Origin of the sequence: Blautia sp. AM29-29 (genome assembly GCF_003480555.1) — a bacterium.
Taxonomy (GTDB): Bacteria; Bacillota; Clostridia; order Lachnospirales; family Lachnospiraceae; genus Fusicatenibacter; species Fusicatenibacter saccharivorans.
Genome location: NZ_QUJD01000005.1, coordinates 158,201 through 182,599 on the forward strand (window position 1 = coordinate 158,201; position 24,399 = coordinate 182,599).

Annotated in this window: 15 protein-coding genes and 1 pseudogene; 14 read left to right on the plus strand and 2 right to left on the minus strand. The window is 50.6% G+C overall.

The window, feature by feature from the left end; translation table 11 throughout:
• The first annotated feature begins 150 nt into the window (after window positions 1–150).
• Window positions 151–1,377 carry a dicarboxylate/amino acid:cation symporter gene (locus tag DW769_RS05340; protein ID WP_117802377.1) on the plus strand — a complete coding sequence of 409 codons (1,227 nt, stop codon included), beginning with the start codon at window positions 151–153 and terminating at the stop codon, window positions 1,375–1,377.
• Between the two features lie 67 nt (window positions 1,378–1,444).
• On the opposite strand, the gene DW769_RS05345 is transcribed toward DW769_RS05340, so the two are convergent.
• Window positions 1,445–2,659, minus strand: a complete 1,215-nt coding sequence (locus DW769_RS05345) for a GNAT family N-acetyltransferase (protein ID WP_022462381.1) — start codon at window positions 2,657–2,659, stop codon at window positions 1,445–1,447.
• Window positions 2,660–2,899: 240 nt separating this feature from the next.
• Here DW769_RS05345 and DW769_RS05350 point away from each other — a divergent pair.
• The 9 genes and pseudogenes from DW769_RS05350 to DW769_RS05390 form a co-directional block, all read left to right on the plus strand.
• Window positions 2,900–3,151: pseudogene (locus DW769_RS05350) on the plus strand (TIM-barrel domain-containing protein); the annotation flags it as partial.
• A gap of 191 nt (window positions 3,152–3,342) precedes the next feature.
• Window positions 3,343–5,493, plus strand: a complete 2,151-nt coding sequence (locus tag DW769_RS05355) for a diguanylate cyclase (RefSeq protein WP_330425652.1) — start codon at window positions 3,343–3,345, stop codon at window positions 5,491–5,493.
• Window positions 5,494–5,676: 183 nt separating this feature from the next.
• The gene (locus DW769_RS05360; protein ID WP_117761637.1) at window positions 5,677–6,468 is read left to right on the plus strand and encodes a shikimate kinase; all 792 of its coding nucleotides are present in this window, start codon (window positions 5,677–5,679) and stop codon (window positions 6,466–6,468) included.
• Window positions 6,469–6,826: 358 nt separating this feature from the next.
• Entirely contained in the window at window positions 6,827–8,578 is a 1,752-nt protein-coding gene (locus DW769_RS05365; RefSeq protein ID WP_118750071.1) for a peptide ABC transporter substrate-binding protein, read from the plus strand.
• Between the two features lie 116 nt (window positions 8,579–8,694).
• Window positions 8,695–9,651, plus strand: a complete 957-nt coding sequence (locus DW769_RS05370) for an ABC transporter permease (RefSeq protein WP_117509869.1) — start codon at window positions 8,695–8,697, stop codon at window positions 9,649–9,651.
• A gap of 10 nt (window positions 9,652–9,661) precedes the next feature.
• On the plus strand, window positions 9,662–10,579 hold the full coding sequence (locus tag DW769_RS05375; RefSeq protein WP_022462668.1) for an ABC transporter permease: 918 nt from the start codon (window positions 9,662–9,664) through the stop codon (window positions 10,577–10,579).
• Window positions 10,580–10,597: 18 nt separating this feature from the next.
• Complete coding sequence (locus DW769_RS05380; protein ID WP_022462667.1) at window positions 10,598–11,629, plus strand: ABC transporter ATP-binding protein; 1,032 nt, start codon at window positions 10,598–10,600, stop codon at window positions 11,627–11,629.
• Window positions 11,629–12,630, plus strand: a complete 1,002-nt coding sequence (locus DW769_RS05385; protein ID WP_055219925.1) for an ABC transporter ATP-binding protein — start codon at window positions 11,629–11,631, stop codon at window positions 12,628–12,630. Before DW769_RS05380 ends, DW769_RS05385 begins: the two co-directional genes overlap by 1 nt.
• A gap of 3 nt (window positions 12,631–12,633) precedes the next feature.
• The gene (locus DW769_RS05390; protein WP_055219923.1) at window positions 12,634–12,987 is read left to right on the plus strand and encodes a hypothetical protein; all 354 of its coding nucleotides are present in this window, start codon (window positions 12,634–12,636) and stop codon (window positions 12,985–12,987) included.
• Between the two features lie 81 nt (window positions 12,988–13,068).
• Here the strand turns inward: DW769_RS05390 and DW769_RS05395 are convergent, their stop codons facing one another.
• Window positions 13,069–13,656 carry an AAA family ATPase gene (locus tag DW769_RS05395; protein WP_117802383.1) on the minus strand — a complete coding sequence of 196 codons (588 nt, stop codon included), beginning with the start codon at window positions 13,654–13,656 and terminating at the stop codon, window positions 13,069–13,071.
• 168 nt (window positions 13,657–13,824) lie between these two features.
• On the opposite strand from DW769_RS05395, the gene ispG reads away from it, so the two are divergent.
• The 4 genes from ispG (at window position 13,825) to DW769_RS05415 (ending at window position 24,396) form a co-directional block, all read left to right on the plus strand.
• Window positions 13,825–14,880 carry a flavodoxin-dependent (E)-4-hydroxy-3-methylbut-2-enyl-diphosphate synthase gene (gene ispG / locus DW769_RS05400; RefSeq protein ID WP_117509872.1) on the plus strand — a complete coding sequence of 352 codons (1,056 nt, stop codon included), beginning with the start codon at window positions 13,825–13,827 and terminating at the stop codon, window positions 14,878–14,880.
• A gap of 20 nt (window positions 14,881–14,900) precedes the next feature.
• Window positions 14,901–19,490 (plus strand): PolC-type DNA polymerase III, encoded by a 4,590-nt coding sequence (locus tag DW769_RS05405; RefSeq protein WP_022462662.1) that lies wholly within the window; start codon window positions 14,901–14,903, stop codon window positions 19,488–19,490.
• Window positions 19,491–19,591: 101 nt separating this feature from the next.
• Window positions 19,592–23,167: a DUF5717 family protein gene (locus tag DW769_RS05410; protein ID WP_147343073.1), complete on the plus strand. Its 3,576-nt coding sequence runs from the start codon at window positions 19,592–19,594 to the stop codon at window positions 23,165–23,167.
• A complete protein-coding gene (locus DW769_RS05415; protein WP_117804936.1) occupies window positions 23,149–24,396 on the plus strand; it encodes a DUF5716 family protein in 1,248 nt (415 codons plus the stop codon). Before DW769_RS05410 ends, DW769_RS05415 begins: the two co-directional genes overlap by 19 nt.
• The last annotated feature ends 3 nt before the right edge of the window (window positions 24,397–24,399 follow it).

The following is a 24,399-nucleotide window of genomic DNA, read 5'->3' on the forward strand; positions in this document are numbered from 1 at the left end:
AGACAAAAAGCCAGAAAAACCGCGGATAAATCCATTTTTAGGTGGAATTATCCGCGGTTGTGTGATAAGATGGCTGTATGCGAAGAGGCAGGTAGAAGATACAGGGACACCTGCCTCTTACTCTGTGAAAAAGGAGAGAAGAGAGAACATATGAAAAAGTTTTATGCATGGTATCAGAAGCATATTACAGGTGCGATCTTTACCGGACTGCTTCTCGGTATTTTAACCGGACTTCTTCTGGCGGACCGCTTTACGCCGATTCTGACCGTAACCGGCGTCATCGGCGGCATCTACATGAACGCCTTGAATATGATGATTTTCCCGATGGTATTCTGCTCAATTGTCATGGGCATCTGCAGCATCGGAAATGCAAAAACGACAGGTAAGATCACCGGCTACTCGATGATTTTCTTCCTGTGCACCACCGCGATTGCAAGTGCAGTCGGCATTATCATTCCAAGACTGATCCGCCTCGGAAAGGGAGTCCATTTTGAGATGGCAACTTCCGATATCCAGGCGACCGAGATGACCAGCATCCTCGACACGATCAAAAACCTGATCCCGTCCAACCCGGTGAAAGCATTTGCGGAGGGCAACATGCTCCAGGTACTCGTGTTCGCTGTCGTTGTCGGCTTTACGCTGATTGCGGTCGGAGAGAAGGGACAGCCGCTCTTAAACGTGATCGACTCCCTGAATGAGGTCTGCTTAAAAGTCATCAGCACCGTTATGTACTTCACCCCGATCGGTGTCTTCTGTACGATCGTGCCGGTTGTCGAGGCAAACGGAACCAAAACCATCGTTTCCCTGGCAACCCAGCTCATCATTCTGTATGTGGCATTCTATGGATTTGCGATCGTCGTCTACGGCGGCGCTGTAAAACTCATCGGAAAGACGAGTCCGGTCAAGTTCTTTAAGGCGATCATGCCGGCAGCCCTGAATGCATTCGGAACATGTTCCAGTTCCGCGACGATCCCAATCAGCAAGCGCTGTGTCGAGAAAGAACTCGGCGTTTCGAACCAGATCAGCAGTATTGCAATCCCGCTCGGTGCCACCGTCAACATGGATGCGGTATCGATCCTGATGTCGTTTATGATCATGTTCTTCGCAAATGCCTGCGGCATCAGCGTCAGCATTTCGATGATGGTGATCATTCTGCTTGCCAACGTCCTGCTTTCTGTCGGAACACCGGGTATCCCGGGCGGTGCGATCGCATCGTTCGCAGCACTCGCCACGATGGCAGGTCTTCCGGCCGGCGTCATGGGCGTTTACATCAGTATCAATACACTGTGTGACATGGGTGCCACATGCGTCAACGTCATCGGCGATATGGCAGGCTGCGTTGTGCTGCAGGAGAAAATCAAACTGGAAGAAAACTAAAAAATGTTACATAGAAAAAGAGGGATTCCTTTCACGGGAGTCCCTCTTTTGCAATGCGTAAAATAAATTAAATATAGTCCGAAACATATGGAATATGGTGGAAGAGCAGGTCATCCAGGCATTCCACAGTCTGTGGCGTCGTTTCGATGCGCGCCATCTCATACAGCTTGGAAGCCGTCTTGTAGCCGAGCAGCAGTGTCGTGAGCGATGCGATCGTCATTTTCATCACATGGTCCGGCTCGCGGTCGGTCGGCACACAGTGTCCTTTTTCAAAGAAGAATGTGAAGCTGTCATTGTTCCACGGAAGCAGCTCATCCTCGATCTCAAAACGGATACACACATCCGGCTCGTCCGGGTCGCAGGCGTAATGTTCCATAAACTGCACGACATCGATGATACGCCCCATCGAGTATGGGCGAATCGTTTCTTTGATATCGCTGTCCTCAAGCTCGAACGCGATGGGTTCACTGTAGTAGTTATTTCCTTTGACCTCATCGATCATGGAATCGTGCGCATGAATATACTCCCAGAGTCCCAGCTGCGCTTCGCGGTTCAGATAGATCATCTCTTTGATATGCATGATATCGGAGCTGATCAGATAGACCATGTAGCCGTACGGCACATCATCAGCGGAATAGTAGATCGCAACGACGGTATCATCCTCATCCCAGCGGAAATATTCTTCCCACGCCAGATTGTTGCGGTAGAGGCAGCCGTGCGTCTTCGAAGCAAATTTGGTATGTAGTTCCTTGAAATCCTTGTCATCCCATGCCACGCGGCGCACATAGCCAGGGGCTTTGAGTTTCCGCGGCACCTGCGTGTCCTTGATGGTGTACGTCATCTTATTGGAAATGATTTCCCATCCGAGATTCCGGTAGAGCGGAATGGAGTAGGGATAGAGAAGCGCAAAGGAACGGTGGTTTTCCCGCATGCGCGTGAGACTCCGGATCATCAGCTTTTTCATGATGCCCTGGCCGGTGTATTCCGGGTAGGTGCAGACGCTGGTGACAAAACCAACGGGATAGCGGACACCGTAGATATTCATGTCCAGCGGATAAACCGCGAACTGTGATACCAGATCCTCCTCGCAGAAACAGCCGAGCACATCGGCACGGACGAGAACCGGGAATTTGGACTGCTTGATTTCATCGTCTTTCCATCCGCTTTCGGAAAGCTCCTGCTCTGTAACCTGAAAGGCGTAGCGCAGAAGTGCATTGTACTGCTCTGCGTCGTCGATGGTCAGCGGGCGGAAGGTTAAGTTCGAATCTTTCGTTTGAATCATGGATTACTCCCTCATTTTATTGTGAATCAAAGTATAGTGAATCAGATACTTTATTTTTTCGTAAATATTCTATCATAAGAAATGGAATTTGTGCAGTTAAAAATAAAGCCCATTCCGCAAATTTGGTAAAAAGATCAAAATAGTGTTAGAAATCGGATAAAAACTTCAAGAAACAGACAAAAAATCTAATAAAATGAAAAACATACAGGGACAGTCTGCGCGAAAAAGCAGACATACGATTTCCAGGGTGACTGCGTTGAGATCGACGTGTTCAATCCGGAGACAAGAAAATATGTCTGGAACGTATGCAAGAAGAACTACTACGATTACGGCATCAATGCTTTCTGGCTGGATAACTCCGAGCCGGATTACGGTGTTTACGATTTCGATCATTACCGCTATATTGAAGGACCGGCGCTCTCCTGCAGCAACATCTATCCGCAGTTATACAGCCGTGTCTTCTATGATAAGAAGAAAAAACCGACCGCGTAAAACCGGTCGGTTTTTTTGAATAAATTTCCATTACAGGACGGTTTTTGTACACTTTTTTCTTGACGAAACGGGAAACAATCGTTACACTATTATGTATAACTGTAATTAAAATGGGAAAATGTAGCAAAACGCGGAAGCACACAAAGGGGTAATGAAGTTTTGTGTGTACCGGGGAGAAGAGAGGGAAACAGATGAATCAGACCGAATTGCCGGAATGTGAAAAAATAAGTAAGAAAGAGCCTTCTAAGGATGTTCAGATGACACAGGAACAGGCAGACAGTCTGGTGGAACATCTGAAGAATATTTTCATGTATGTGCGGGTTCTCCGTCCGGATGAGATCGGAGATTTTATTATCGATGAAGAGAATGGCAAGCTGTGTGAATGCTATACAGTATGGAACAAAGCGATGCCGTGCCTTAACTGTATTTCCGAAAAAGCCCTGCGGGAGAAATCGCAGAAATCAAAACTGGAATGCATTGCGTCGAATGTGTATCAGGTCATTGCAAGATACGTGGAGATCGAAGGAGAACCATGCGTGATCGAGATGATCAACCGTCTCGACGATGAAACACTGATGGACTCCGAAGGACGCCAGAATCTGGTAAGCAAGCTGAACAGCTACAGCGAAGAGCTGTATCGTGACGCGCTGACCGGAGTATTCAACCGCCGCTACTTCGAAGACCAGATCCGGGACGCCAGCTTTTGCTGCGGCGTAGCCATGATCGATCTCGATGATTTCAAATTATACAACGATACATACGGCCACAATGCCGGAGATATGGCGCTTGACACCATTGTAAAGACCGTCAACCGCTGCACCCGACGTACCGACCGTCTGATCCGCTTAGGAGGAGACGAATTTCTGCTGGTTCTGCCGGAGATGGATGAGGAAAACTTTGTACAGAAATTAAAACAGATTCAGTCACAGATCCATGAGGCACAGGTGCCGGGCTACTCGAAGATGCGTCTTTCCGTCAGCGTAGGAGGTGTTCTGACAAGAGATGAGACGATCGGCGAAGCTGCGATGCGTGCCGACCAGCTGATGTATCTTGCAAAACAACGGAAAAACATGGTTGTCACCGAGAAAGACCAGATCCTGGGTTGTCAGGACGATGTTGTCCGTCAGGAAAACCGCAGAGAAAAACAGCGCATCCTGATCGTGGATGATTCCGAGATGAACCGTATCATCCTCTCGGAGATTCTGCAGGATGAATACGATATCATCGAGGCTTCCACCGGCGAAGAGTGCCTGCGTCTGCTGGAAGAATACGGAACAGGCCTTGCGCTGATCCTCCTGGATATCGTCATGCCGGGCATGGACGGTTTCGGAGTGCTTGACTACATGAACCGCAACCACTGGATCGAAGAGGTTCCGGTCATCATGATATCGAGCGAGGATTCCACCGCATTTGTGCGCCGTGCGTATGAGCAGGGTGTATCCGATTATATCAGTCGTCCGTTTGATGCAAAAGTTGTTTACCAGCGTGTCTTCAACACGATCAAATTATATGCAAAACAGCGCCGTCTCGTGACGCTCGTCACCGAGCAGATTTACGAAAAAGAGAAAAACAATCAGATGATGATCAGTATCCTGAGCCATATCATGGAATTCCGGAATGGCGAGAGCGGACTTCATGTCCACCACATCAACGTTCTGACCAGTATGCTCCTCGAGCGTCTGGTACAGAAGACAGACCGCTACCACTTAAGCTGGTCCGATCAGCTGATGATCACAACGGCATCCGCGCTGCACGATATCGGAAAGATGGGCATTGACGAGAACATTTTAAATAAGCCGGGAAGGCTGACGAAAGAAGAGTTCGAGGAGATGAAGAAACATACCCTGATCGGAGCGTCCATGCTGAAGAGCCTGGAACTGTATCAGGACGAGAAGCTGGTACAGATTGCGTACCAGATCTGTCGCTGGCATCATGAGCGGTACGACGGAAAGGGTTACCCGGACGGCTTAAAAGGTGAGGAGATCCCGATTGCAGCCCAGGTTGTATCGATTGCCGATGTTTACGATGCGCTGACAAGCGAGCGTGTCTACAAATCGGCATACACGCACGAGAAAGCCATCGAGATGATCCTGAACGGCGAGTGCGGTGCCTTCAGCCCGCTGATGCTCGAGTGTCTGCTCGATATCAAAGATGCCATCTGCGAGGAGCTGAACACCATATCCGAAGAAAAACAGACTTCGATTCAGATTGAAAAGCTGAAAAAGAATCTGAAATCGGGGGGGGGGGCAGAGCTGAGTTTTCTGAACTCTGATGAGAAGTTATCCACAGAAGATGCCTGGGAGAACAGGTATCATGCGGATTCGAAAGACGATTTTAAATAAAAATATACCAAAACCCATGGATTCCTGAAAAGATTCCATGGGCTTTTCGCACTTTTGTGCAAATTTTTGTTGTGATTCCGGAGGACAACTGCTATAATAACAGAAAATGTCAAAAAATACGACAAAAATACCGGAAGAGGGCTGTGCGAACAAGTACACACAAGTCTGGAAAGGATAAATATCATGAATCAGTTGGAAGTATTACGAGAGAGTCTTGGACAGTGCGATGAGATTATTCTGGATGCACTGCTTATGAGAAACCGTATTGTCGAGGACATTATGGTATATAAAGAAGCAAATAACGTGCCGATTCTCCAGCCGGAGCAGGAAGCAAAACAGAAGGAATGGCTGGAACGCCGGATGCAGGAAAAACGCCATAAAAACGAAGTTGCGGATGTTTTCGAGAGCATCACAAGAAACAGTAAAAAGATTCAGGCAAGAAAGCTGTTCAATTATAATATTGTACTGATTGGCTTCATGGGAGCCGGAAAGAGCACCATTTCCGATTATCTCAAAACCGTGTTTGCCATGGATATCATCGAGATGGATCAGATCATCGCAGAGCGTGCCGGTATGAGCATCTCCGATATTTTTGAGACTTACGGCGAACAGTATTTCCGTGACTGCGAGACGAATCTTCTGATTGAAATGCAGTCGAGAACAAACGTTGTCATTTCGTGCGGCGGCGGAACTCCGATGCGTGAGTGTAACGTTGCGGAGATGAAAAAGAACGGCCGCGTTGTTCTTCTGACTGCAAAGCCGGAGACGATTTTAGACCGTGTCAAAGACAGCCACGACAGACCGCTGATCGAGAACAACAAAACCGTTCCGTTTATCGCAGATCTGATGAGCAAGCGCCGTGAGAAATATGAGGCCGCAGCCGACATTATCATCGAGACGGACGGAAAGAGCGAGCTGGAGATCTGTGAGGAGCTGATCCACAGCCTGCGGCAGATGGATGCAAAAGCGGAATAAAAGAGAAAAAGCAAAGAAAAAGAAGAAGCAAGAAAAAGCAAGAAAAAGAAAGAAAAAGAAGAAGGAGAATGCTGTGTGCGACGGCAGCCTCCTTCTTTTCCTTTTGATACCGAATTGTTGCGCACTTAAAAAATACAAAATGTGTAGGAAAAAAGATTGACAAAAAAGATATTTTTCGATATTCTGATAAAAGTTGGGCTAAAATCACGTGAAAAGATTGAAAAAACAAGGTATTATTTCGTGCTATTGTCCGAATAAGAGAAAAAATTCAGGATAATTATATGAAAAACAATGGCCCGTGTGCAGACATAGCCGGATCAGCCGGGGAGGGTCTGCGGAAAACAAAGGAGGAACACCAATGAGAAAAAGAAACAAAGTCGTTTCTCTGCTTTTGGCAGGATGCATGGCAGCCGGTCTTCTGGCCGGATGCGGAAGCAGCGGAGAGGCACAGGTAGCAACTGCTGACAATGCTACAGCGGCATCAACCAGTACTGGAGCAGCGGATTCAGCAGCACCGGAGACTGCAGGTGAAGTGGACGGACAGATCAATCTTCGCGCGGTATCCTTTGGAAACAACTTCGATGTACAGGATATGGGATGGCGCTGGATGATGGCAGAGTGCTACGAAGGACTGATGCGTGACGTAGCAGATGAGAACGGAGACCGTTTCGAGTACGCCGGTGCAGAATCCATGGACGTATCCGACGACGGACTGGTTTATACCTTCCATCTGAGAAAGGATGCAAAATGGTCCGACGGACAGCCGGTTACCGCAGCAGATTATGAGTACGGCTGGAAACGTCTGTTAAATCCGGAATACGGATATTCCTATTCTTTCTTCCTGTTTAACGTAGTAGGAGCAGAGGAGTATTATAACGGACAGGGTTCTGCCGATGAGATCGGAATCAAAGCAGTTGACGATTACACCTTCGAGGTTACCTTAAAGGTAGCGGATCCGACCTTCCAGTCCAAGCTGGTAGCAACTCCGCTTTACCCGACCCGTCAGGATGTCGCAGAGGCAGCCGGAGACCAGTGGGGAAAAGACTGGACAAAATGTGTCTACAACGGACCGTTTGCCATGACAAACCTGGTAGAAGATAACTCCATGACATGGGTAAAGAATGACCAGTACTGGGATAAGGACAACGTAAAACTGAATCAGGTAAACTGGTACTGTGTAGCAGAGAACGCAACAGCAGCAACCATGTTCGATAACGGACAGCTGGACGTTTTCGATGCAGCAGGCGATTACATTGCAAAATATGACAAAGAAGTAGAAGCAGGCAATATGCAGACCATGACCACCGAGTACCCGGGAACTATGGTTCTGTGCTACGAGCAGTCTGAGGGCGGAAAATCCGGTCTGATGAAAAACGTAAACATCCGCAAGGCAATTTCCTACTCCATCAACCGTGAGGAGATGGTATCAGCTGTTTACGGAAGATACACCGCAGCTTACGGCTTCGTTTCCCCGGCGATCACGCTCGACGGAACTTCCTACCGCAAGCAGGCGTCGGAGACCATGAAAGAGGAATATGAGCAGTATGCAGGAGATGCAGACAAGCTAAAAGCACTGTTCCAGAAAGGCCTTGATGAGCTTGGTATCACCGACAAACCGGAAGACATCACCATTACACTGCTGTCCCAGGGTTCTGCTACCGAGAATCAGCTCGAGAGAGAGTACCTGCAGCAGTCCATTTCCCAGAATCTGGGCGTAAAGGTAGAGCTGAACACCGTTGGCGATTACCAGATGTTTGCAAACGAGCGCGACAACAAGAACTACGATATCTTTGTAGGCGGATGGTTCAGCGATTACAACGATCCGCTGGATTTCCTGAACATCATGAAGACAGGCGTTTATGATTCCTACGGCCTCTATAGCAACAGCGAGTACGACAGCCTGATCGATTCTCTGACCGGAGAGAACGACAACGCAAAACGCCTTGAGATTTACCAGAAGCTGGAAGATCTGCTGGTTGCACAGGATTGTGGTGTTGCACCGCTGTACTACTCTGATAAACATTACTATTATCAGAACTGGGTAAAAGATTTCTACACATCCTCCTTCGGCGCAAGCCAGGAGCTTTACAGAGCAACTGTACAGAAATAAAAAAGCAGCAAAACAGAAGAAATGAGGGAAGAAGGGCTTATGAAACAATAGGCTCTTCTTTCGCTATCATAATAAAAATTTCCGGTCGGAAAAGACCGGACAGGGAGAGGATTTTTATGCCAAAATATTTACTGCGCCGTTTCGCGGAAATGCTGATCACACTGTTTCTGATTGCAACGGCCACGTTTTTCCTTCTGGAAGCGGTTCCGGGAGATCCGCTGACGGAGCGTGCGAGCAAGCTCTCGCCGACCGTAAAGGAAAACCTCTATAAGCGCTACGGTCTCGACAAGCCGATGATGGAGCGCTATGTGATCACAATGAAGGGAATCTGCAAGGGAGAGTTCGGGGAATCTGTTGTCTATGCGGGACAGACGGTACAGAAGCTGATTCATGACCGTCTTCCGGTATCCGCCCGCCTTGGTATCCAGCAGGTGCTGGCCGGTATCACGATCGGTCTGCTGCTTGGAATTCTTGCGGCAATGAGGAGGGGAAGCTTCTGGGACTATATGGTGATCGCCCTGTCGGTCCTCTTGATTTCCATTCCGAACCTGATCTTTGGTCTGATGCTTCAGAAAATTTTCGCAGGTAACCTGAAGGTTCTGCCGACGATCGGCTGGCCTGCGGGAAAGGATCTGTGGTTCGGAGGATGGGAATACACGATTCTTCCGACCCTGACAGGATGCTTTTCTTATATCGCAACGTATGCGCGTCTGCTGAAAACCTCGATGCTCGATGTGATCAATCAGGATTACGTGCTGACTGCTGAATCGAAGGGCTTAAGCCGCGGACAGATTATCCGCCGCCATATCCTTCGGAACTCGTTTATCCCGGTTATCACACAGCTTCCGATGTCGGTTGCCATGTGTATCACAGGCTCCTTCTTCATCGAGAGCATCTTTTCCATCCCGGGAATCGGACAGTATTATGTGACGGCGGTCAATAACCAGGATCTTTCCATTATCATGGGAGAGACGGTTATTATCGCAGCACTTTACATCGGTGTTCTCTTTATCACGGACCTGCTGTACGTGGTCGTTGACCCGAGAATCAGTCTGACAGGAAAGAGCAGATAAGGAGGATATTATGGCAGCATTAACACCGGAAAAATTTAAAGTAATAGGATACACCGAGGAAGATGCGAACCGGATTGACCGCCCGACCATTTCCTACTGGCAGGACGCCTGGAGACGGCTCCGCAAAAATCCGATCGCAATGGGATCTCTTGTTGTGCTCGGCATTCTGCTTGTCATGGTCATCATCGGACCGCATATCAAAGGATATGATTATGTATCCATGAATATCGCCGAGAAAAACCAGGGCGTATCGTCAAAATACTGGTTTGGAACCGACAACCTGGGACGTGATCTCTTCTCAAGAGTCTGGGTCGGCGCGCGGGCATCACTGATCATCGCGATCGTTGCAACGGCAATCAAACTCATCATCGGAACGGTATATGGCGCGCTGATGGCACATTTCGGCGGCTGGGTCGATGAGGTTCTGATGCGGATCATCGAGGTTATCAACTCGATTCCGTCTCTGCTTCTTACGATTCTGATCATGATGATTCTTGGAAATAACCTGTTTGCACTTCTGGTCGCGCTTAGTGTCACCGCATGGTGTAACACGGCACGTCAGGTGCGCGGTATGATCAAACAGCTCCGTGAGACGGAATACGTTTACGCGGCGGAGGTGCTCGGTGCAAAACCGCTCCGCATCATCTTAAAACACTATGTACCGAATATGCTGGGTATCCTGATTCTGGATACGGCGACGGCAATCCCGATGTTTATTTTTACGGAGGCAGGTCTTAGCTTCCTCGGCATCGGCCTCAAGGCACCGTCGATCAGCCTTGGTGTCCTGATTTCGATGGGACAGCAGAACATGGATTTCTATCCGTCACAGCTTCTGTTCCCATGTCTCGTGCTCTGTATCATCGTTATGGCATTCAACCTTCTGGGAGACGGCCTGCGCGATGCCCTGGATCCGAGACTTCGCCAGTAATAAGTGGGAGATAACGATATGAACGAACAAAACAATCCGATTCTGGAAGTAAAAAACTTAAGAGTCTCTTATCACACCTATGCCGGTGAAGTAAAGGCAGTCCGCGGTGTACAGTTTTCTCTCGAGAAAGGTCAGGCGCTCGCAATTGTGGGCGAATCCGGCTGCGGAAAATCTGTAACGGCGAAATCCATCATGGGCCTCATCAAGGCGCCGCAGGGTGAGATTAAAGAGAACAGTGAAATTCTCTATCATGGAGAGAATATTCTGAAATACAACAAAAAACAGTGGCAGCATTACAAAGGCGGCGAGTGTGCAATCATTTTCCAGGATGCGCTGGCTTCCTTAAACCCGACGATGCGTGTCGGAAAACAGATTATGGAAAATCTGATGGGTCACAAAAACATGACAAAACAGGAAGCGGCAAAGGAGGCTGTCGAGATGCTGCGCATGGTCGGCATCCCGGAGCCGGAAAAACGTGTCAGACAGTATCCGCACGAATTTTCCGGCGGTATGCGTCAGCGTGTTATGATCGCGATTGCATTTGCCTGTGATCCGAAAATTCTGATCTGTGACGAGCCAACGACCGCACTCGATGTGACAATTCAGGGACAGATTCTCGATATTATCAAGAATCTGCAGAAGAAAAACCAGACGTCCGTTATCATGATCACACATGATCTTGGTGTTGTGGCGAATATCGCACAGAAGATTGCTGTCATGTATTCCGGTATTATCGTGGAAAGCGGAACGTGTGAGGATATTTTCTATCGTCCGCGTCACCCGTATACCTGGGCGCTGATCCGTTCCGTACCGCGTCTGGATCTGAAAAACAAGCAGGAACTCGCGACAATTCCGGGAACTCCGCCGGATCTTTTAAACCCGCCGGTCGGATGTCCGTTCTGCACGCGGTGCAGCTATTGTATGCCGATCTGTAAGGAAGAGATGCCGGAGGCAACGGAATTCGGCGGCGAGCATAAGGCTGCCTGCTGGCTCCATCACCCGATGGCACCAAAAGTAGAAATGCCAAATCTGGAAGGAGGAGAACTGTAATGGAAAATAACGAAAAAGAAGTGCTTTTTTCCGTTTCCCATCTGAAAAAATATTTTCAGGTCGGAAACCATGCGACCTTAAAGGCCGTGGATGATGTCTCCTTCGATATCTACAAAGGTGAGACACTTGGAATGGTTGGCGAATCCGGATGCGGAAAGACAACGTGCGGCCGTACGTGCATCGGCCTGTATGACAAGACAGACGGACAGGTGCTCTACAAGGGAACCGATGTCCATGCGTTAAACGGAAAAGAGCGGTTTGCCTTCAAAAAACAGGTACAGATGGTCTTCCAGGATCCGTATGGATCGCTCGACCCACGTATGACCGTTGCCGACATCATCGGCGAGGGCATCGACATTCACCATCTGGCAAAGAATAAGAAAGAGCGCCAGGAGATGATCTACAAATATCTGGAGCTGGTCGGACTGAACCGCGAGCATGCGAACCGTTTCGTGCACGAGTTTTCCGGCGGACAGCGCCAGCGAATCGGTATCGCGCGTGCGCTTGCCGTGCAGCCGGAATTCATCGTTCTCGATGAGCCGATCTCCGCACTCGACGTTTCGATTCAGGCGCAGATCGTCAACCTGCTTGTGGACTTACAGAAGAAGATGGGTCTGACCTATCTTTTCGTTGCGCATGATCTGTCGATGGTTAAACATATTTCCGACCGTGTGGCGGTTCTGTATCTGGGAACGCTCGTCGAGCTGACGACATCCGAGGAGCTGTACGCCAACCCGCGCCACCCGTACACACAGGCACTGCTCTCCGCGATTCCGATTCCGGACCCGAAAGTAGAGGCAGAGCGCGACCGCAAAAAAATCCGCCTCGAAGGCGAGGTGCCGAGCCCGATCAACACGAAGCCGGGCTGCAAATTCCAGGGAAGATGCAAGTACGCAAAAGACATCTGCCGACAGCAGATGCCGGAATTAAAAGACGTGGGCAACAATCACTTTGTGGCATGTCATTTCTGCGATGCGTTAGAAGAAAATAAGGAATTATAAAACATGGAAAAGATAAAGAACATCTGCCGTGATCTCGGCAAAGCATTTACAATCGGCCTGCTCTCCGGCGGCGCTGCGGCAGCTGTGCTGCTGCTGGGAGGATTCCTCTTTGGGGGATTCACGTTCCGCGCTGCCCTTGAGGCGGCGAAAGACGGCCTGCTGCTGATCGCGGCCCTCGGCATGTTCGTGATCGCCGGAATGCTGATGGTAAAAGGCAAAAACCCGGAGAAATTCACGCAGAAGGAAAAATGGCGCGTCCACTTTGCCGTGCTCGGATATAAGAGTGTGTTCGCAGTTCTCTGCGTTTCCTGGGTGCTGTGGGCGGCAGCGGCGGATTATCTTTTGTATCGGATGTGAAAATAGTTTCTATAAATAAAAAGAGAATTTTGCAGACTGTAAAAATGAGGTCCGGCAAAATTCTCTTTTTTCGTTTAGTCGTTATTCGTCTTCGAGACGGGAGATAACCATCTCCATGGATTTCTGATATTCTTCATCCGAAGAATTGTAGAACAGCATCAGATCGAGGCAGCTGCTCATTTTCTTCAGTGCTTCCGGGATGGAGTAGTCGATCGTTTTCACATATTCATCCCAGTGCTCCAGCTTCCACGTATCGCGCACGGAGTTGCGGTCGATCATGCGCTGGTGGCAGATCTCCGGTTTTGTGACAACCCAGATCACAACAAGCTTTGCCCCATGGTCAGCGAGCTTTTTGGAGAAGTTTTTCAGGAACTTCTCATCATGCACTTCGCGTGTGAATGGTGCGTTGATCAGCACAATATCGTCATACTCGAGTGCTTCCAGTCCGAAATTGACCGTTACTTCATATTCATAATCGCGGATATTCTCCTCGAAGAAATCAGAACTGCGGTTGATTTCCTGTCCGCCCGCTTTGAAAACGCGGTTCGACAGCGGAATGACTGTGTCCTTGTCGAGATAAACAACGTGTTTCAGCTCCTTGGCGAGCTGTTTTGAAATGTATGTCTTTCCGCACGCCGGCGGCGAGGTTACGAGGATCATCTTTTTCATCGTTTGTATGTCTTCCTTTCCAGCTGAATCAAAAAAAATCACTCCTAGCATTATAGAAAATTTGGGAAAAAATTGCAAGAGAAAAGACGGTTGTGCCAGAGAAAAAATTGTCTTATAATAAAATAAGATTTTTATGCCATCACGGAGAAAATAAATGGAGGAAAGACAATGAGCAGAGCAAATACACGAGTTGTGAAAATCGGCGACCGGGTCATCGGAGGCGGAAATCCGATTCTGATCCAGTCCATGACGAATACCAAAACAGAAGATGTGGAGGCAACCGTAAAGCAGATCCAGGCGCTCACGGAAGCCGGATGTGACATTATCCGATGCGCCGTCCCGACCATGGAGGCAGCCAGGGCGCTGTCCGAGATCAAAAAGCAGATCTCGATTCCGCTTGTAGCAGATATTCATTTTGACTATCGATTGGCGATCGCCGCGATCGAAAACGGAGCCGATAAAATCCGCATCAACCCGGGCAACATCGGCAGCCGCGACCGGATCCAGGCGGTTGTAGATGCAGCAAAAGAACGCCAGATTCCGATCCGCGTCGGCGTCAACAGCGGTTCACTCGAAAAAGAGCTGGTGGAAAAATACAACGGCGTAACGGCAGAGGGCCTGGTGGAGAGCGCGCTCGACAAAGTGCGGATCATTGAGGAGATGGGCTATGACAATCTCGTCATCAGTATCAAATCGTCTGATGTGATGATGTGTGCAAAAGCGCATGAGCTGATCACGAACCAGACGGATCATCCGCTTCATGTCGGCATTACGGAGGCAGGAACGCTGTATTCCGGCAACATCAAATCGGCAGTGGGGCTCGGTATTATTTTATATCAGGGCATCGGAGATACGATCCGTGTTTCCCTGACCGGCGATCCGCTCGAGGAAATCAAATCCGCAAAACGGATCTTAAAGACCCTGGGACTTCGAAAAGGCGGCATTGAGGTCGTATCGTGTCCGACCTGCGGACGGACCCAGATTGACCTGATCGGACTGGCAAACCAGGTGGAAACACTGGTGCAGGGCTACGATCTTGATATCAAGGTTGCCGTCATGGGCTGCGTGGTCAACGGACCGGGCGAGGCAAAAGAGGCGGATCTTGGTGTTGCAGGCGGAAAAGGCGTCGGCATTTTAATTAAAAAAGGTGAAATCGTGAAAAAAGTACCGGAGAGCGAGCTGCTGTCCGTCTTAAAGGACGAGCTGGATCACTGGGGCAAGTAAAAAAGAAAGCAGGAATAGGAATGGAAAAACAGTTTCAGGAAGTATTTCCGGATTTGAGAATCGAAGGGGGCATGGCAGAGCTTCTCGATACCGTGGAGGTTTCGCGGGTATCGATCAATAAGAAAAAAGATCTGCTGCGGATCTATGTGGTCAGCCATCAGTGGATTCACAAAAAATATATTTATCAGCTGGAGCGCCAGATCGAGGAGCAGCTCTTTTCCAACGTGCCGCTGCGCGTGAAGATTATTGAGCGGTTCTATCTGTCGCGCCAGTATACGCCGGAAAACTTTCTGGAGGTGTACCGTCCGAGTATCCTGCTCGAGCTGAAAAACCACAGTGTCTTTCTGAATCATCTGTTTTCGACTGCCGAGATTACCTTCCCGGAGACGAACAAAATGCACCTGGTGCTCGTGGATTCCGTTGTGGCAAAGGAGCGCGAGGAGGAGCTGGTCCACATTCTCGAGAAAATCTTCTGTGAGCGGTGCGGCTTCGACCTGATCGTGGAAACCGAGATGAGAAAGCCGGAGGGCGAGAGCCGCGCCATGAGAAATTCCGAGCTCCGCATCCGGGAGGAAGTGCGCCACGTTCTGGCGCATACCCATTACGGTGAGATGCTCGGCGAAAAAGAGCAGAACCGGATGGAAGAGCAGGCGGAAGCAGCAGGCGAACAGCCAAAAGCAGCCGCAGCAGCCAAGGGCGGCGAGGCGAAAAAAGAAAAAGCAGCAGACGGCGGAAGGGGAAAAGGTTTTTCCGGCGGCGGACGCGGTTCCTTCAAGAAAGGCAAGGGCAGTTTCAGCCGGAATGCGGACAATCAGCCGCGCAAATCCTCCAATCCGGATGTGCTGTACGGAAGAGATTTCGAGGATGAGAGCGTGGAGATTCTGAAAATCGGCGATGAGATCGGTGATGTTGTCATCCGAGGAAGAGTCCAGAGTGTGGATATGCGCGAGATCCGGAATGAGCGTACGATTTTCATGTTCACGATCACCGACTTTACGGATACCATCGGCGTCAAGATTTTTGTCCAGAACGCGGAAGTGCCGGAATTAAAGGATGCGATCAAAAAAGGCGCGTTCATTAAAGTAAAAGGAAAAACGACGGTTGATGCATTTGACCACGATCTGACGGTTATGTCTGTCTGGGGCATCAAGAAGATCACCGATTTCCGTACCGGCCGTCAGGATACGAGTCCGGTGAAGCGTGTGGAGCTGCACTGTCATACAAAGATGAGCGATATGGACGGTGTCACCGATGCTGCCCGTCTGGTACAGCGTGCCTACGAGTGGGGCCATCCGGCGATCGCGATCACTGACCACGGCGTGGTGCAGTCCTTCCCGGAGGCAAACCATGCGATCGAGGCGATCGACGGCGCTTACCGGAAAAAATACCAGGCAGAGCACCCGGATGCGACAAAAGATGAGCTGAAAAAAGTTTCGGCTCCGTTCAAGGTCATCTACGGCATGGAGGCTTATCTCGTCGACGACTTGAAAGATATCGTTGTCAACAGCAAAGGACAGGACATCCACGGAAGCTACGTTGTGTTTGATATCGAGACGACGGGATTTTCCCCGGTTGTCAACAAAATCATTGAGATCGGTGCCGTCCGTGTGGAAAACGGAGCGATTGTCGATAAGTTTTCCACCTTCGTCAACCCGAAAGTCCCGATCCCGTTCCGGATTGAGAACCTGACCGGCATCAACGACAACATGGTTCTTGACGCGCCGGACATCGAAACGGTGCTGCCGAAATTCCTGGAGTTCAGTGAGGGAGCCGTTATGGTTGCCCACAATGCTTCGTTCGATATGAGCTTTATCGAGCACAACTGCGTCCTGCAGGGGATCGAGCGGGAATTTACAACGGCGGACACCGTCGCCATGGCGCGTTTCCTGCTGCCGGGCCTCAACCGTTTCAAGCTGGATACCGTTGCGAAGGCGGTCGGCGTATCGTTGGAAAACCATCACCGTGCGGTGGACGATGCCGGCTGTACGGCGGAAATTTTCGTGAAATTCGTAAAAATGCTGGAGGAGCGCAATATTCTGACTCTGGATGACCTGAATGCGCAGGGAAAAGTATCGGAGGAGGCTGTGCGCAAGCTTCCATCGTACCATGCGATCATTCTGGCAAAGAACGAGACGGGACGTGTCAATCTGTACCGCCTCGTGTCAGAATCCCACCTGAAATACTACAACCGCCGGCCGAAGCTGCCAAAGAGCGTCTACCTGAAATACCAGGACGGTCTGATGATCGGATCTGCCTGCGAGGCGGGCGAACTCTACCAGGCAATCCTGCGCGGTGAACCGGATGCGGCGATTGCGCGTCTTGTGGACTTCTACGATTATCTGGAAATCCAGCCGATCGGCAACAACGCGTTCATGATCAAAAAAGAGGACGTTTCTGCCGTAGAGAGCGAGGAGGATTTAAAGGAGATCAACAGGCGCATTGTTAAACTCGGCGAGCAGTTCCATAAGCCTGTTGTGGCAACGTGCGACGTCCACTTCATGGATCCGCAGGACGAGATCTACCGCCGCATCATCATGACCGGAAAAGGTTTTGACGACGCGGATGAGCAGGCACCGCTGTTCCTGCGCACCACCGAGGAGATGCTTGAAGAGTTTTCATATCTCGGAAGTGAGAAAGCGGAGGAGGTCGTCATCACCAATCCGCGCAAAATCTCCGACCTTGTCGAGAAAATCTCCCCGATCCGTGCCGGAAAATTCCCGCCGGTCATCGAAGATTCCGACAAGACACTGCGTAGAATCTGCTACGACCGCGCGCATGAAATCTACGGCGAGGAGCTGCCGGAGATCGTTTCCGCGCGCCTCGAGCGAGAGCTGAACTCCATTATTTCCAACGGATACGCCGTTATGTACATCATCGCACAGAAACTGGTGTGGAAGTCGAACGAGGACGGATACCTTGTAGGATCGCGTGGTTCCGTCGGTTCCTCGTTCGTTGCGACGATGGCGGGAATCACGGAGGTAAACCCGTTGAGCCCGCATTACTACTGCGAGTCGTGTCATTACAGCGAGTTCGATTCGCCGCGCGTCAAAGAGTACGTCGGCCGCGCCGGATGCGATATGCCGGACGCCGTCTGCCCGAACTGCGGCAAGCCGCTGAAAAAAGCGGGATTTGATATCCCGTTCGAGACGTTCCTTGGATTCAAGGGAAATAAAGAGCCGGATATCGACCTGAACTTCTCCGGTGATTACCAGAGTAAGGCGCACAAATACACAGAGGTTATTTTCGGCGCCGGTCAGACGTTCCGTGCGGGAACCATCGGTACGCTGGCGGATAAAACAGCGTTCGGTTACGTGAAGAACTATTACGAAGAGCGCGGCCAGCACAAACGGAACTGCGAGATCGACCGGATCGTGGAAGGATGCACCGGCATCCGCCGTACCACCGGCCAGCACCCGGGCGGTATCATCGTTCTGCCGTTCGGTGAGGATATCAACTCCTTCACCCCGGTGCAGCATCCGGCGAACGATATGACAACCGACATCATTACGACCCATTTCGATTACCACTCCATTGATGCCAACCTCTTAAAGCTCGACATTCTCGGACACGATGATCCGACCATGATCCGTATGCTCGAGGATATCACGCACCTTGATGCGCAGACGATTCCGCTCGATAACCCGGAGGTCATGTCGCTGTTCAAGAGCACCGAGGCGCTCGGCATCAAGCCGGAGGACATCGGCGGCTGCCCGCTTGGATGTCTTGGCGTGCCGGAGTTCGGTACCGATTTCGTTATCCAGATGCTTCTGGACACGAAGCCGCAGTCGTTCTCTGACCTGATCCGTATCTCTGGTCTGTCGCACGGAACCGACGTATGGCTCGGCAATGCGCAGACATTGATCGAGGAGGGCAAGGCGACGATTTCCACCGCCATCTGTACCCGAGACGATATCATGATCTACCTGATCGACAAGGGACTCGAAAGTGAGCTTTCCTTTACGATCATGGAGAGTGTGCGAAAAGGAAAGGGCTTAAAACCGGAGTGGGAAGAGGAGATGAAGGCACATGACGTGCCGGACTGGTACATCTGGTCATGTAAAAAGATCAAGTACATGTTCCCGAAAGCCCACGCGGCGGCGTACGTCATGATGGCGTACCGCATCGCTTACTATAAAATTTTCTATCCGCTGGCGTACTATGCGGCGTACTTCTCCATTCGTGCGTCCGCATTTTCCTACGAGCTCATGTGCATGGGACGCGACCGGCTGGAATATTATATGAAAGATTACGAAAAACGGAAAGACACGCTGACTCAGAAGGAGCAGGCAACCGTCAAGGATATGAAGATTGTCCAGGAAATGTACGCCCGCGGCTTCGATTTCGTGCCGGTGGACCTCTATAAGGCACAGGCGCACCGCTTCCAGGTCTACGATGACAAACATCTGATGCCGGCGCTCGACTCGATCGAGGGTCTGGGCGACAAGGCGGCCGACGCCGTTGTCCTTGCGGCACGAAACGGAAAATTCCTCTCGAAAGATGATTTCCGCGACCGCACCAAGGTCAGCAAGACGATTATCGACTTTATGGCGGACCTCGGTGTCTTCGGAGATCTGCCCGAAAGCAACCAGTTTTCGCTGTTCGACTATTAAAAGGAGCGTCCCCTTTCCGTTGCAATCCCGTGCGTCTTGGGGTATAATCAGACGTTGTGGAAAAGAACGAAAACGATTTAGATAAAATAAGGTGAAAAACATTGAGAAGAAGATTGGAACAACTGCTGAACGGCAGATTTGAATATGAGGTTCCCCATCTGCTGCTGTCCGAGACGGAGGTGGCCCTGACGCTGGACGAGGGGCAGAATTTCCGCGGAGAGCTGAATATCGGAGCGGAAGACGGGAGAAGAGTAAAAGGAATTGTGACCACAGATCATCAGAGAATCGTTCTGGCGAAAAATCAGTTCCAGGGAACGGCGAGTACGATTGAGTACGGCGTGGATACCAGCGGATTAAAAGCAGGCGATGAAATCTGTGGAAACATCACCGTCAGCAGCAATCTGGAGGAACGCTGCGTGCGGGTACACGTCTCGATTGCAGGAAAGACAATGAACATTTCCGGACAGGAGATTCATTCCCTGGCAGATTTTGTGCATCTGGCAAGCCATGATTTCGGCGCAGCGTACCGCTTCTTTGTAAAAAAAGAGTTTGCACGTCTTCTTCAGAAAGAGGCACCGGAGCAGATGGCACTTTATCAGGGACTGTCCCACAAGCCGGTGACATTTCAGCACCTGGAGGAATTTCTGGTTGCCCTCGGTCAGAAAGAGCCGGTGATGCTTTCGGCGGAACAGCCGGAGAAAACTGTGCTTACCGTGGACCAGCCGCGCAAGGAAACACTGTATCTGTATAAAAATACCTGGGGCTACGTCCGCATGGAAATCGAGGTGCAGGGAGACTTTCTGGAAGTGGAAAAGAAAGTCGTCACTTCAGAAGATTTCATCGGAAGCGTCTACGGTGTGGAATACATTATCCATCAGGAGAAAATCGGAAACGGCCGCCATTACGGCAGAATTACGGTGCGTCAGGGAAAACAGGAGCTTCGCTTTGAACTGGAAGTGACAAACAGCGAAAAACATGTGACCAGCAGGAAAAATACGGAGCGCGACCGTCAGATAACTGCCATCGCGCGCGGCTATCTCGATCTGGCAGTCCATAAACGCGACTACCGTACCTGGTATCAGGACACCTGGGAGGCCATCGAGCAGTTCGAAAAAGCCGGCGGAGACATGGCGTGGGTGACGCTGGGAAAAGCATGGCTGTACGAGAGCCATGAGGAAACCGGAAAAGCAAGAGAAACGCTTTCTTACGTAAAAGAGCATCAGGAACTGCTGGACACCGCGGAGAAAAAAGGAGCGTATCTGTATCTGGCATGGAAGCTGAAAATGGAAGTGGGCCATACCGGGCTGGTATCACGCCTTGGAACACTGATGCGGCAGGAGAGTGCAAGCTATTTTCTGTTAAAGCTTGCCATTGATGCCGACGATTCCTGGCAGCAGTCGCTGACCCGTCAGCTCTACGCGATGGAACTTTGCTATGAGTGCGGGTGCAAGAGCCCGCTTCTGTATCTGGATGCGGCACAGCTCTATCTCCGCCAGGAGGGACAGCTCCGCCGGATTTCGCCGTTCACCGTTCAGGTGCTGAAATTTGCGCAGAAAGAAGGCATTTTAAGCGGGGAACTGTTAAAACGGGCCGCTTATCTTACAGAGACGATGAAAACGTTCGATGAGAATGTCTATCAGATTCTGACTGCGGGCTATGAGCGTTTTCCATCCGATGAAGTGCTCGAAGCCATCTGCAAACTGGTGATGAAGGGCCGCCCGGTGCGGAAGGAATATTTCCCGTGGTATGCAAAAGCCGTGGAGCGGAACATCCGCATCACGCGCCTGTACGAGTACTATATCGAAACGATGGATGCGTCGTTCGACGAGGTCCTTCCGCAGGTCATCCGGATGTATTTCTCCTACAGCAACACACTGGCAGGCCAGAAGAAAGCGCTGATCTACGCCAACGTGATCAAAAACCGCGAAAAAGACCGCCATACATTCCAGAGCTACCGCCCGGCGATGGAGGTTTTCACGGCAAGACAGATCCAGAAAGGCCGCATGAACCGCGAATACGCCGCACTGTACCGGACTTTTCTGAAAAAACCGGAAGATCCCGACAGCGCAAAAGCGATCGCAAATGTGCTGTTTACCCATCATGTAACGTGTGAAAATCCGAAAATCACGCGTGTGATCGTCTGCCATCCGGCGATGGCGGGCGAAACGTCCTATCCGATGACGGAACGGGGTGCTTATATCCGTCTGTATGGCAAAAAAGCGCGGATTCTTCTCGAAGATGAGCAGCGCAGAAGATATGCGGTGACAGAAACCTGCCGCATAGAGCCATTGTTTACGGATGAAGAGCTTGCCCGTGCCTGCGGCGGTTTTGCCATTGAAAATCCGGGTCTGCTGCTGCACCTGTGCGGGGAGCAGGAAGAGGAGATGCAGCTTACCGCAGAAAATCTTGCCTGGTATCAGCAGGCAGCGCGCACGAGCGCATTTTCCAGTGCTTACCGGAAAACAGTGCGTCAGAAACTGCTGGAATACTATCTTGCCCATCCGGATGAGCGTGAGACCGAGGCAGCTGTTGCAGAGCTGGAGGACAGCGCTTACGCAAAGGTGGACCGTATTTCTACGATCGAGCTTCTGGTACGCTACGGCTGTTACAGCCGCGCCTTTGCCCTGACGGATCGGTACGGCTACGAAAAGATCCCGGTGTCGTGTCTCTTCCGTCTGGCGCATGCGATGATTCTGGAAAAAGAGTTTACAGAGGACGAGGAGCTTCTCTATCTGGCATCCTACGTGGTAAAACAGGGCATTTACGATGAAATTGTATTGTGCTATCTGAGAGATTATTTCACCGGTTCTATTGAGGATATGTGCAGTTTATGGGATAAAATCCGCGGCTTTCAGATGGAGAGCGACAAGCTGGAGGAGCGCATTCTGACCTGGTCCGTCTTTGTGCGCAGCCACCCGAAGTGGGAGCAGGAAATGCTGGAGAGCTACATCCGCCAGAGCGGAAAAGAGCATGTCATTCTGGCATACCTGACGTATCTTGCGATCGGCTATTTTATGGACGGAAAACCGCTTTCGGATCAGATGTTTGACTACTTGGACCGCGCCTGGAAACAGGGCTGGGAGCTGGACGAGATCTGCCGTTTTGCGATGCTGAAACATCTTTCCACGAAGCCGCAGCTTTCTGAGGAGGAAGAAAAAGAGGCGCATACCCTGCTTCTGGCGTTTACGAAACAGGGACTCCGCTTTGCCTTCTACAAGGATCTGCCGGAGCACCTGACCGAAGGCTTCCAGATCGGCGACCGCATGTTCATCGAGGAGCGCCAGAGAGCGGAGGCAAAGGTGACGATTCATTACCGGACAAACGCCGAAGAAACATGGAAGAGCGAACCGATGCGCAATATGTATCAGGGCATTTTTGTGAAAGAGTTTCTGCTGTTCTACGGCGAGAAAATGGAGTATTACCTGACCTTTACGAACCGTCAGGGTGAGGGAAAAACAGAGGTGAAAACCGTCTCCATGACCGGCGAACCAAAAGCAGGAAAGACGCGGTACCAGCTTCTGAATCAGATGAAAGCAGCGCGCGCGGCAGGAGATTCGGAAAAAGCAGAAGAAGCATTCCAAAAGTATCTGCAGCAGGAGGCTCTGGTTCGGAACTGTTTTGCACTTGTGGATGAAAAGAAGCAGCAGGAGGATACGACATGGAACAGAAAAATTTAATTTTAGGATTTGATTTTGGAGAGAAATATTCCCAGTTCTGCTGCTATGACAGGGGAACCCATACGGCCGTCTCCATCCCGGTAAAAGAAGGAGAAGAGGCGGTGGAATTTCCGACCGCCATTGCCAAAAAACGGAATGAGGAAACGTGGAAAACAGGACCGGATGCAGAAAAATCTGCTCACGCGGAAAACGGCATCTGGCTGGACAATCTGTACGAGATCTGCATGGGATCCCGCATCTGCCAGATCGAAAACCGGGATTATACGCCGGGAGAAGTCCTTGGCACGTTCCTTCGCGAAGCATTGAAGATGATCGGCATCGAGCGCCCGGACCAGCAGATCCAGGCGATGATGATCACCACGGGCCATCTGACCCGTCCATTTGTGGAAAATGTGCGTGAAGCATACAAGATAATCGGACTGCCGCGCGGCAGAGCCTACCTGCAGGAGCATGACGAGAGCTTTTACTGCCATGTGCTGAACCAGAAGCCGGAGCTCTGGAGCCGTAAAGTCGGTCTGTTTTTCCTGAAAGATGAGGAAGCATCGTTTTCTGAACTTTCCATCAGCCGTAAAACGAAGCCGGCAACTGTGGCCGTAAAACGGGGGCCAAAAGCCGCACTTTCGATCGAGCCGATGGAGCGCGACCGCGATTTCTGCCATCTGATGGGAGAAGCGATGGGGAATGAAATTTATTCCAGCGTATTTCTGGTGAGCGAGGAGTTCGACCTTGCCTGGGCCGACAACTCTCTGCGTCAGTTAAAGAAAAACCAGAGAAGAATCTTCGGCGGAACGAACCTGTTTGCACAGGGTGCCTGCTTTTCCGCGCGCGAAAAAGTGGAGGAGCGCCGCTTAAAGGGCTATCTCTTCCTCGGAAATGACCTCGTGCGCTACAACATCGGCATGGAGATGACGATCAATGGTTCTCCGGCATACTATGCGCTGATTGCAGCCGGTGTGAACTGGTATGAAGCAGAAAAAGAATGTGAGCTGATCCTCGACGGAACGGAGGAGCTGGAATTTGTTGTAAGTTCCATGGAAAGCGGAAAACGAAACCGCTATACCATGAAGCTGGACGGGCTGCCCAAACGGCCGCCGAAGACAACACGGATCCGTCTGCGTCTGGAGTATGATTCTCCGGTTACGTGTCAGATCACCGCAGAGGATTTAGGTTTTGGCGATATGTTCCCGGCAAGTCACAAAATCTGGCACGAGACGATGGGGGAGGTGTAAACG

What these genes read in the sequence shown, in the direction of transcription:
- DW769_RS05365 (WP_118750071.1), top strand. Translation starts at nt 6,827, where the DNA reads ATGAGAAAAAGAAACAAAGTCGTTTCTCTGCTTTTGGCAGGATGCATG.
- DW769_RS05355 (WP_330425652.1), top strand. Translation starts at nt 3,343, where the DNA reads ATGAATCAGACCGAATTGCCGGAATGTGAAAAAATAAGTAAGAAAGAG.
- DW769_RS05370 (WP_117509869.1), top strand. Translation starts at nt 8,695, where the DNA reads ATGCCAAAATATTTACTGCGCCGTTTCGCGGAAATGCTGATCACACTG.
- DW769_RS05415 (WP_117804936.1), top strand. Translation starts at nt 23,149, where the DNA reads ATGGAACAGAAAAATTTAATTTTAGGATTTGATTTTGGAGAGAAATAT.
- DW769_RS05390 (WP_055219923.1), top strand. Translation starts at nt 12,634, where the DNA reads ATGGAAAAGATAAAGAACATCTGCCGTGATCTCGGCAAAGCATTTACA.
- DW769_RS05380 (WP_022462667.1), top strand. Translation starts at nt 10,598, where the DNA reads ATGAACGAACAAAACAATCCGATTCTGGAAGTAAAAAACTTAAGAGTC.
- DW769_RS05405 (WP_022462662.1), top strand. Translation starts at nt 14,901, where the DNA reads ATGGAAAAACAGTTTCAGGAAGTATTTCCGGATTTGAGAATCGAAGGG.
- ispG (WP_117509872.1), top strand. Translation starts at nt 13,825, where the DNA reads ATGAGCAGAGCAAATACACGAGTTGTGAAAATCGGCGACCGGGTCATC.
- DW769_RS05375 (WP_022462668.1), top strand. Translation starts at nt 9,662, where the DNA reads ATGGCAGCATTAACACCGGAAAAATTTAAAGTAATAGGATACACCGAG.
- DW769_RS05345 (WP_022462381.1), bottom strand. Translation starts at nt 2,659, where the DNA reads ATGATTCAAACGAAAGATTCGAACTTAACCTTCCGCCCGCTGACCATC.
- DW769_RS05360 (WP_117761637.1), top strand. Translation starts at nt 5,677, where the DNA reads ATGAATCAGTTGGAAGTATTACGAGAGAGTCTTGGACAGTGCGATGAG.
- DW769_RS05340 (WP_117802377.1), top strand. Translation starts at nt 151, where the DNA reads ATGAAAAAGTTTTATGCATGGTATCAGAAGCATATTACAGGTGCGATC.
- DW769_RS05385 (WP_055219925.1), top strand. Translation starts at nt 11,629, where the DNA reads ATGGAAAATAACGAAAAAGAAGTGCTTTTTTCCGTTTCCCATCTGAAA.
- DW769_RS05395 (WP_117802383.1), bottom strand. Translation starts at nt 13,656, where the DNA reads ATGAAAAAGATGATCCTCGTAACCTCGCCGCCGGCGTGCGGAAAGACA.